The organism is Sulfurimonas sp., from assembly GCF_028694895.1.
In the GTDB taxonomy this organism is placed as follows: Bacteria; Campylobacterota; Campylobacteria; order Campylobacterales; family Sulfurimonadaceae; genus Sulfurimonas.
The window spans coordinates 1-9692 of record NZ_JAQVKA010000058.1; the positions used below are offsets into that span (position 1 = coordinate 1).

At 34.1% G+C, this 9692-nt stretch carries 6 protein-coding genes; 1 reads left to right on the forward strand and 5 read right to left on the reverse strand.

Annotation, left to right across the window (positions count from 1 at the left end; translation table 11 throughout):
* The 5 genes from PHI38_RS07255 to mltG all read right to left on the reverse strand — a co-directional run.
* On the reverse strand, positions 1-759 hold a 759-nt coding region (locus tag PHI38_RS07255), incomplete at its 3' end, for a succinate--CoA ligase subunit beta (protein ID WP_299854441.1).
* 66 nt (positions 760-825) lie between these two features.
* On the reverse strand, positions 826-2217 hold the full coding sequence (gene fumC / locus PHI38_RS07260; protein ID WP_299854443.1) for a class II fumarate hydratase: 1392 nt from the start codon (positions 2215-2217) through the stop codon (positions 826-828).
* A 4-nt stretch (positions 2218-2221) separates the two neighbouring features.
* On the reverse strand, positions 2222-3181 hold the full coding sequence (gene mdh, locus PHI38_RS07265) for a malate dehydrogenase (protein WP_299854446.1): 960 nt from the start codon (positions 3179-3181) through the stop codon (positions 2222-2224).
* 148 nt (positions 3182-3329) lie between these two features.
* The gene (locus PHI38_RS07270) at positions 3330-5519 is read right to left on the reverse strand and encodes an NADP-dependent isocitrate dehydrogenase (protein WP_299854449.1); all 2190 of its coding nucleotides are present in this window, start codon (positions 5517-5519) and stop codon (positions 3330-3332) included.
* Between the two features lie 139 nt (positions 5520-5658).
* Entirely contained in the window at positions 5659-6603 is a 945-nt protein-coding gene (mltG, locus tag PHI38_RS07275; protein WP_367182608.1) for an endolytic transglycosylase MltG, read from the reverse strand.
* On the opposite strand from mltG, the gene PHI38_RS07280 reads away from it, so the two are divergent.
* Positions 6533-9692, forward strand: a 3160-nt coding sequence (locus tag PHI38_RS07280) for an AsmA-like C-terminal domain-containing protein (RefSeq protein WP_299854455.1), incomplete at its 3' end; no start/stop codon positions are given. The genes mltG and PHI38_RS07280 overlap by 71 nt on opposite strands.

The following is a 9692-nucleotide window of genomic DNA, read 5'->3' on the forward strand; positions in this document are numbered from 1 at the left end:
ATAAGAGAGTCCATACTTACCAGCCTCACGTTCATCAGCATCTTCTTCGCTTACATCTCTCATCTCTTCAATCTCTGGATGACGGCCAAGAGCAGAATCATCAAATCCCATCTTTCCATCAAGCGCTAAAAATTCGCCACTTCCAGTTTTTACAAGTGGGTTGATTTCTATCATCTCTGCATCATTTTCCATATACAGTTTATATAGTTTTGAAGCAAAACTTATAAGTTTTTTCTGCTCATTTGGGTCTGTTATACCTAAACCAAAAACAAGCTCTCTTCCATGAAAACCTTGAAAACCAATAGCTGGGTCTACTGCTATTTTGATAATCTTCTCAGGAGTATTATGCGCAACATCTTCAATAGCCATACCGCCCTCAGTTGAAGCCATGATTACTGGCATTTCACGAGCACGATCAAGAACAACACCAAGATATAACTCTTCTTTTATATCAGCACCCTCTTCTATATATAGTTTTTGAACAAGTTTACCCTCAGGTCCTGTTTGATGAGTAACAAGAGTCATACCTAAAATCTCTTTAGATAGTTTTTCTACCTCTTCTAGTGAGCGAGCAAGTTTTACACCACCACCAAGACCTCTCCCACCAGCATGGATTTGAGCTTTTACAACCCAAACAGAACCACCTAGTGTCTCTGCATTAGCAACTGCTTGCTTTACGCTCTCAGCCATCAAACCTCTTGGAGTTGGTACGCCGTACTTTGCAAAAATTTGTTTTGCTTGATACTCATGTATATTCATATATTTTTTCCTTTGTTTAAATTTACGCTTTGGCAGAAAAAAGTTTAGTTTTTTCTGCACTGTTCTTTAGGCCTTAGGCGATATCATATCTGTTGGGATAACATATTTATCAAACTCCTCTGCACTCAGCAGACCGAGGTCAATTGCTGTTTGCTTTAGAGTTGAGCCATTTTTGTGTGCTGTTTTTGCAATCTTTGCTGCATTTTCATAACCTATATAAGGGTTAAGTGCAGTTACTAGCATTAGTGAATTATTAAGATAGAAATCTATCTTATCTTCAACTGGTTCAATTCCTACTGCACAATGATCATTAAAAGAAACGATAGAGTCTCCAAGTAAACGGCATGATTGTAAGAAGTTATAAGCGATTACTGGTTTAAATACATTTAACTGAAAATTTCCTTGACTAGCAGCAAAACCGATAGTTGTATCATTTCCCATAACTTGGCATGTAACCATAGTTACTGCTTCGCTTTGAGTAGGATTTACTTTTCCAGGCATAATAGAAGAACCAGGTTCATTCTCAGGAATAGTTATTTCTCCTATTCCACAACGAGGTCCTGAAGCTAACCAACGAACATCATTTGCTATCTTCATCATATCAGCTGATAGTGCCTTAAGTGCGCCATGAGCAAAAACAAGAGCGTCATGAGATGTAAGAGCATGAAACTTATTTGGAGCTGTTATAAAGTTATGTCCTGTAAGTTCAGTTAGTTTACGTGCTACTCTCTCTCCTAACTCTGGATGAGCATTTAAGCCTGTTCCAACAGCTGTTCCACCAAGAGCTAATTCACGAACAGCTTCTAGTGAATCTTTTGCCATCTTTTCACATTTATTTAGCATCTCAACCCAACCGCTAATCTCTTGTCCTAGTGTAAGAGGCGTTGCATCTTGAAGATGAGTACGTCCAATTTTAACGATAGAATCAAACTCTTTAGACTTCTTTATAAGTGTTGCTTTAAGCTTTGCAATCGCTGGTAAAACTCTAGTCTCAACCGCAATAACTGAAGCAACATGTAGCGCTGTTGGATATGTATCGTTTGAGCTTTGAGACTTATTTACATCATCATTTGGATGTACTAATCTCTCTACTCTAAAATCTCCGCCTAATATCTCTGTAGCACGAGATGCTAGAACTTCATTGTTATTCATGTTTGATTGTGTGCCTGAGCCTGTTTGCCAAACAACAAGCGGATACTCACTGTCTAACTTCCCAGCCAACATATCATCACAAGCTTGTGCAATTGCATCAGCCTTTTTAGCATCTAATTTGCCTAAATCTTTGTTTACAAGTGCAACAGCTTTTTTTAGGTACGAAAACGCTCTTGTTATCTCATAAGGCATCTTCTCTTCACCAATTGCAAAGTTTTCAATCGATCTTTGCGTTTGAGCAGCCCAATATGCGTCTATTGGTACTGCAATTTCACCCATTGTATCTTTTTCTATACGTGTGCCCAAACTATTACTCCCCTTTATCAAAAAATTTATTTTTATTTAGTGTATCAATTAAAGTTCTAACAGAGTTACATGAACCTTCAAACATAGCTTTCTCACTCTCATCAAGAGACATCTCTATAATCTTCTCAGCGCCATTTGCTCCAAGCATTACAGGAACTCCTGAAACTACATCTGAGTGACCATATTCACCTTCTAAGAAAACTGCACATGGATGAATCTGTTTTGTATCTTTTAAAATTGCTTCTACCATAAGAGCGGTTGCTTTAGCAGGAGCATAATAGGCTGAACCAGTCTTTAAATATCCAACAATCTCAGCACCGCCATTACGAGTACGAGTTACAATATCATTAATTTCAGCGCTAGACATAAGATCAGTCAAAGGAACACCAGCGACAGTTGAGTAACGAGCAAGTGGGACCATATCATCACCATGACCGCCCATAACTGAAGCACGAATTTGTCCTCCTCCGTATCCAAGTTTTTCTTGAATAAAGCTAGCCATTCTCGCACTATCTAAAATTCCAGCCATTCCAATTACACGGCTTCTTTCAAAACCACTCTCTTTAAGGGCTACATACGTCATAGCATCAAGTGGATTTGAGACCATAATTATGGTTGCATCAGGAGAATATTTTGCTACCCCTGCTATTACATCTTTTGTAATATTTGCATTTATCATAAGCAAATCATCGCGGCTCATACCTGGAAGTCTTGGGCTTCCAGCAGTTACAACTACTACATCACAGTTAGTCAAATCAGACATCTCTTCAGCAACACTTACTATTGTGTGACTTCTAACAGCCGCAGCAGCTTGGCTCATATCAAGCGCCTTTCCTTTAGCAACATCGATCTTGTTATCACGAAGAATTATCTCATGACAAGAACCAAGCATTGCTAAAGAGTATGCTACCGTAGCACCAACATTTCCAGCGCCTACAATTCCAACTCTTTTTCCTTGATTCATCCCTACTCCTTGAAATTAAATTGTAAAATATTAACAAAATATTGTACTCAAAGACATTTTTTTTGCCTTTTCTATAAAACTAGAAAGTCTCATAAAAAAAGAAAAAAATATAGATACAGAGGATTTTTCCCCTGTACCTGTATTAATACTATATGCTATTAATTATCTTATTTAATGTTTCAGAAGGTCTCATAGCAGCTTCTGCTTTTTTATCATCAGGATGGTAATATCCACCGATATCTTGAGCTTTGCACTCTACTGCGAGTAACTCTTTAATAATCTTTTCTTCATTCTCAATCAAAGCTTTAGCAATAGGTGCAAACTTTGCAGCTAACTCTGCATTTTTACCTTCGCTTAGAGCTTTAGCCCAGTATTGAGCTAAGAAAAAGTGAGAAGCTTTGTTGTCTGGCTCACCAGCTGTTCTTGATGGAGATTTATCGTTATCCAAATAAGCAGCGTTAGCAACGTCAAGAGCAGCTGTTACTGCAGCTAATTTATCATCAGAGTTTTTCTGAGCGATAAAACGAAGTGACTCAGCAAGTGCTAAGAACTCGCCTAGTGAATCCCATCTTAAGTGTCCCTCAGCTAAGAATTGATCAACGTGCTTAGGAGCAGATCCGCCAGCACCTGTCTCAAACACACCACCACCAGCTAATAATGGAACGATTGATAACATTTTTGCAGATGTTCCAAGCTCTAAAATTGGGAAAAGATCAGTTAAGTAATCTCTTAAAACATTTCCTGTAACTGAAATCGTATCAAGACCTGCTCTAACTCTCTTTAAGCTGTAAGCCATAGCTTTCTCAGGAGCCATTATCTCGATAGTTAAACCTGATGTATCAAAGTTCTTTAGATACTCATTAACTTTTTTAATCATATTTGCATCATGTGCGCGTTTCTCATCTAACCAAAAAATTGCTGGCACATCAGTAAGGCGTGCACGCTCTACTGCAAGGCGAACCCAGTCTTGAATTGGAATATCTTTAACACGAGACATTCTCCAAATATCACCTGCTTCAACATTGTTACTCATTAAAACTTTGCCACTTGCATCTTTTACTTCAACAACGCCATTCTCAGCAATCTCAAAAGTTGTAGGGTGAGAGCCATATTCTTCAGCTTTTTGTGCCATTAATCCTACGTTTGAAACTGAACCCATAGTTGTTACATCAAACTGACCATTTTTAACACAATCATCAACACACTCTTTGTACATTGTTGCATAACATCTATCAGGAATTACAGATACACACTCTTGTACTTTTCCATCACGATTCCACATTTTACCGCCATCACGAACTACAACAGGCATAGAAGCGTCGATAATTACATCGTTTGATGCATGTAAGTTTGTGATACCTTTGTCTGAATCAACCATAGCCATTGGAGGTTGCTTGTCGTAAGTAGCCATAATAGCCGCTTCAATCTCAGCTCTCTTTGGAGATTTTTCTAATTTTTTATATAAGTCGCTAAGACCCATATTTGCGTTGTATCCGATTGCAGCCAACTCATCACCATATTTTTCAAACACATCTTTGAAGAAAACTTTTACAGCATGGCCAAACATAATTGGATCTGAAACTTTCATCATTGTTGCTTTTAAGTGAAGTGACCATAAAACACCATTTTTCTTTGCATCATCTAATGTTTTTTGATAAAACGCTTGAAGTGCTTTTGCTGACATAGACGTAGCATCTAAAATCTCTTTATCAAGCGCATCAATAGTTTTTAGTACTTTACCATTTAGCTCAATACTGATTTTTTGATTGCCACTTATTACAACAGATTTCTCATTACCGTAAAAATCTCCGTTGTCCATATGTGCAACATAAGCTTTTGAAGATTTCTCAAACGCTCTTAATTTATGAGGATTTTTTTGTGCAAATTTCTTTACAGCTGCTGCTGCACGTCTATCTGAGTTACCTTCACGAAGAACAGGGTTAACTGCTGAACCTAAACATGTAGAATATATCTCTTTTAAAGCTTTTTCTTCTTCAGTTTTTGCATCTTCAGGATAGTTTGGAATATCGTACCCTTGAGATTGAAGTTCAGTTATACACTCAATTAATTGACCAACAGAAGCTGAAATATTTGGAAGTTTGATAATGTTTCCATCAGGCTGCAGTACTACATTTCCAAGTTCAGCTAGCTCATCGTTGATTCTTTGCTCTGGCTTTAATCTATCAGAAAATTTAGAGATAACTCTTCCTGCTAGTGAAATATCACTAGTAACTACTTCAACACCTGCTGCTTTTGTAAAAGCATTTACAATAGGTAGTAACGAATATGTTGCTAAAGCTGGTGCTTCATCTATTTTTGACCAAATAATTTTTGACATCTTTTTTGTCCTTAGTGATATTTTTTATTTCTGCAATAAGGTAACACTTGCTACAAAAATTTACAAGAGATATCTTACCACTAAGATAAATAATATCACTAAACATTGCTTAACTATTGACTGTTCTTGAAATTATGTTTCATTTTGTAGCACGGCTAATGTTGTCTAAATGTGTAGAATAGTTACATGAAAAGTCATGTGTTCCTTTTTTTGATCTCATAAAGTAGAGGTAATCACTCTTTGCAGGGAATATTGCAGCTCTGATTGCATTAAAACTTACATTACATACCGGATTCTCTGGAAGACCGCTGTATCGGTAAGTATTGTATGTTGAAGTATCCTCTTTAATTCTTGATGGGGTTACTTTTATATGCGAGTATTGTCCATAATTCAGTGTGCCATCCATCTGCAATTTCATACCCTTTTTGAGTCTGTTGTATATAACAGAACTAACTAGTGGCATCTCTTGTATATTGGCAGACTCTTTCTCTATTATTGAGGCAATTGTTACAAATTGAAACCATTTCTTTTCATTATATAGCCCAAATATTTTTTGGGATACTTTTTTCATTTGTAAATTCGACTCATTTAACAAAACTCTTATTACTACTTTTTCTGTTATCCCCATTGGCAATCTATATGTATTTGGGACAAAAGCGCCCTCTATCTGGTTTGTTTGTAAAGCATACTCCTTCTTTAGAGTATCTCTATCTAGTCTTAGTTGTTCTGCTAATTGATCAAAGAAAATGTATGTTGTCTCACCTGGTATAAGAGTTATATTTTGAAGTGCTGCTTTTGCTGTTGTTAGTTTGTATAAAAAATCCCATCTACTATTTAGCGTTGTCTTCATATCAATCCAACCACTTTGAGGAGACCCAAAGATTCTTAACAAAAAGATATCAAGTTTACTAACGTTGTAATTTTTACTATGCATTTGTGTTATAATTTTACCTATAGAACCTTCAGGAATGTATATTACTCTAGGCGAATTTACAGGCTCATTTAGGTAATACATGAACGATAAAACTATTATTAATACAATATCAAAAATCCATTTTATAATTGTTAGTGCTTTATCATTCATTCTTTTATTTCTCTTTACTCTATTTATATTTTTACAAGATGGAATTTTTTTACATAATATATCATTTGCAAACATCAATGTTGAGAAATTATACATAAAATGGGATAAAAAGATAACGCTCTATACAAAAGAGATAGTTATAAAAGAGCAGAAAAATCAAGACATTACAATAGATGACATCCAAAAGATTTTATCCTCACTAAAAGTAAACCTTACCTTTTTAAATCTCTTTAAAGAGATAACTATTGATAGAATATCTTTTGGACAAATGGATATAGCACTAAACTATGATATATCTAAAGATGGCTTTTTAAAAATATCTTCACCAGATATAGAGCTATATGCCACTCTTACCTCAAAAGGTGCTATTTTTCATCTTGATATTGAGAAATTTTATCTAATAGACAAAGATGTAAACATAGACGGCGATGTTATTTTTAATTCGCAAGATAAGCTAGAGCTTACTACTTCACTTGCGATAAATATAAAAAACTTTACGATTTTAAGACTATATGCAAATAGCAACAGATATAAATTACGCTATAAAGTAGAGTCAGATAAGCCTATAAAAAACTTAAAACAAATCACAACGCTCTTTGATATTGATGAAAGAGTCAAGTATTGGGTTGATGATGCAATAAAGCTCTCAAGCCTTGAAATTAACTCATTTCATGGATGGTTTGAGTATAAAAAGATGAAAGAAGCTTACTTAAATATTTATGCAAAAGCAGTTGCACATGACTTGACCTATACTTATGACACACAAGTAGCACCTATTAGAACAAAGGCAACTAACCTTGAGTTTAAAGATGGAGTACTTTTTATAAGACCTAAAGAAGCCTACTCTTACGATTTTTTTCTTGATAAAAGTTGGTTAAAAATTGACTTTAGTAAAAAAGAGGAGCTTTTAACTCTCTATCTTCTCTTTGAAGGTAGCGCAAATAAAGATTTGCTACATCTCCTAAGTAGATATGGTATAGATCTTCCATTTATTCAAAATAGAGGCTCAATTAACGCAAATCTTAAACTAGATATTAATCTTATCTCAACTGACGTAGAAGCTATTGGAAATCTATACGCAAAAGAGGCTCAGATAAACTATCTTGACCTTGATATTGATGTTTATGAAGCAAATATTTCTATAAGAAACTCTTACGTTAAAGTTAAAAACATGAGAGCAAAATATGAGAACATTGCTTCTGCTTATGTGGACTTGAGTTTCAATGGTAAAGATTCTAGCGGCAAGTTAGTTTTTAAGTTTGATTATATTGAACTTAAAGATAGTAATTTTTCTCTAGTAAATGGTGTAAAACCGCTTTTAGCAACCTACTATATCTCACCAAAGCAAGATTATTTAGAGATAGATGAGTCTAAATACAACTATAACAACCAGAGTATAAAAATGGATGCGTTAAATATACCATTTGATATAAAAAACTTAACAGCAAAGATTCCCACTACAAAAATCGAACTCTCACAACTTGCATCTATTGTTGTTTTTGGAGATATATTTTTAAAAACGAAACATGCTGATTTTGGCGTAGTAGTTAACAAGCTTAACCTTTTTGGCATAAGTTTAGGCAATAAAACGCCAAAGTTAAAGATTTTACATGATAATGGCATCACTTCAATATCTTCAAAAAGTCCTATAAATCTAACTTTAGATAAACAGATAATAAATCTTAAAAATATCTCTGTTGATATCTCAAAAGAGTCTTTAAACTTTAAAAATATAGCTCTAGATTTCAAAGATGTTTTAAAATCAAATATTAGCGCAAAGTATGACTTTAAAAATAGTATTGGTGTTATAGATATGAGTGATACAACTATCCAAAACTCAGCTTTTGGAGAAATTTTTAAAAATAAAAAAAATACTCAACTTATTTTGCAAAATAAAAACAATAAAATTTATCTAAGTTCTAAAGAGTATAAATTAGATTATATACTAAGTGATAATAGCTGGTTGTTTAGATTGAATTCTCTGGATAATATTGCTAAGAGCTCAAAGTTATTAGAGAAATATTCTCTGAGTGATGGAGAGTTAAGAGTAGAAAAAAGTAAAGATAATGACAATATTCTATTTAACCTAGACCTAAACTATGCGCATAAATTTCTTGTAGATGAAAATATTCCAATTGAAAAATATCTAATAAATGGAAAATATAACACGAAAAACTCTCAAACGCTCTTAAATATAAATAATTTAGTAGATATAAAAATCAAAGACTCTATAGATATTAAAGCGGACAATATTGGGGTTGATATTAATGAGATCATTAACATGATTAGTGATGAAAATAACACAAAAGAGAGTAAAAAAGAGACTCTACCAGTTTATGTAAATACTACAAACAGCTATATTTATTTAAGTGAAAATAGAAAACTGATATCAGAAAACATGAGCTTAAAATATATAAACAATGTCTTGTCTGCCGAGCTAAAGCACAAAAATGCAAAAGCTACATTTATACTAAAAGATGACATACTCTCTTTATATGGAAAAAACTTTAATGATGAGTTCATGGAGAAATTATTTTCTCTCTCAAAATTTAAAGGCGGCATAATGGAGTTCTATATCAACGGCCCTATAGATAACTATAGTGGCACCATCTCTGTTACAGATACCATAATAGTAGATTATAAAATTTTAAATAACATCCTTGCCTTTGTAAATACCGTTCCTTCTCTAGCAACTTTCTCTCTTCCTGGATATAGCCAAAAAGGTATAATCACTAAAAATGCATATATAAATTTCAAACTAGAAAATGATATATATAAAATCAGTGATATATACTTAAAATCACAAGAGATTGAGATTGTAGGGCTTGGAGAAGCGAGTATAAAACAAAATAGCATTAATTTAGACCTTAATCTAATAACACAACTTGGAAGTTCACTCTCAAAGATACCTCTTCTTGGGCATATACTACTTGGAGATAAGAGTGTTTCTACAACGCTAACAGTTACTGGCGCACTTGATGATCCAGATGTAAATACACAACTAGCAAAAGATATAGCAGTGGCGCCTTATAACATTATCAAGAGAACACTGATGTATCCTCTTGGTTTATTTAAAGATAGTGAAGATA

What these genes read in the sequence shown, in the direction of transcription:
- mdh (WP_299854446.1), bottom strand. Translation starts at nt 3,181, where the DNA reads ATGAATCAAGGAAAAAGAGTTGGAATTGTAGGCGCTGGAAATGTTGGT.
- PHI38_RS07270 (WP_299854449.1), bottom strand. Translation starts at nt 5,519, where the DNA reads ATGTCAAAAATTATTTGGTCAAAAATAGATGAAGCACCAGCTTTAGCA.
- mltG (WP_367182608.1), bottom strand. Translation starts at nt 6,603, where the DNA reads ATGAATGATAAAGCACTAACAATTATAAAATGGATTTTTGATATTGTA.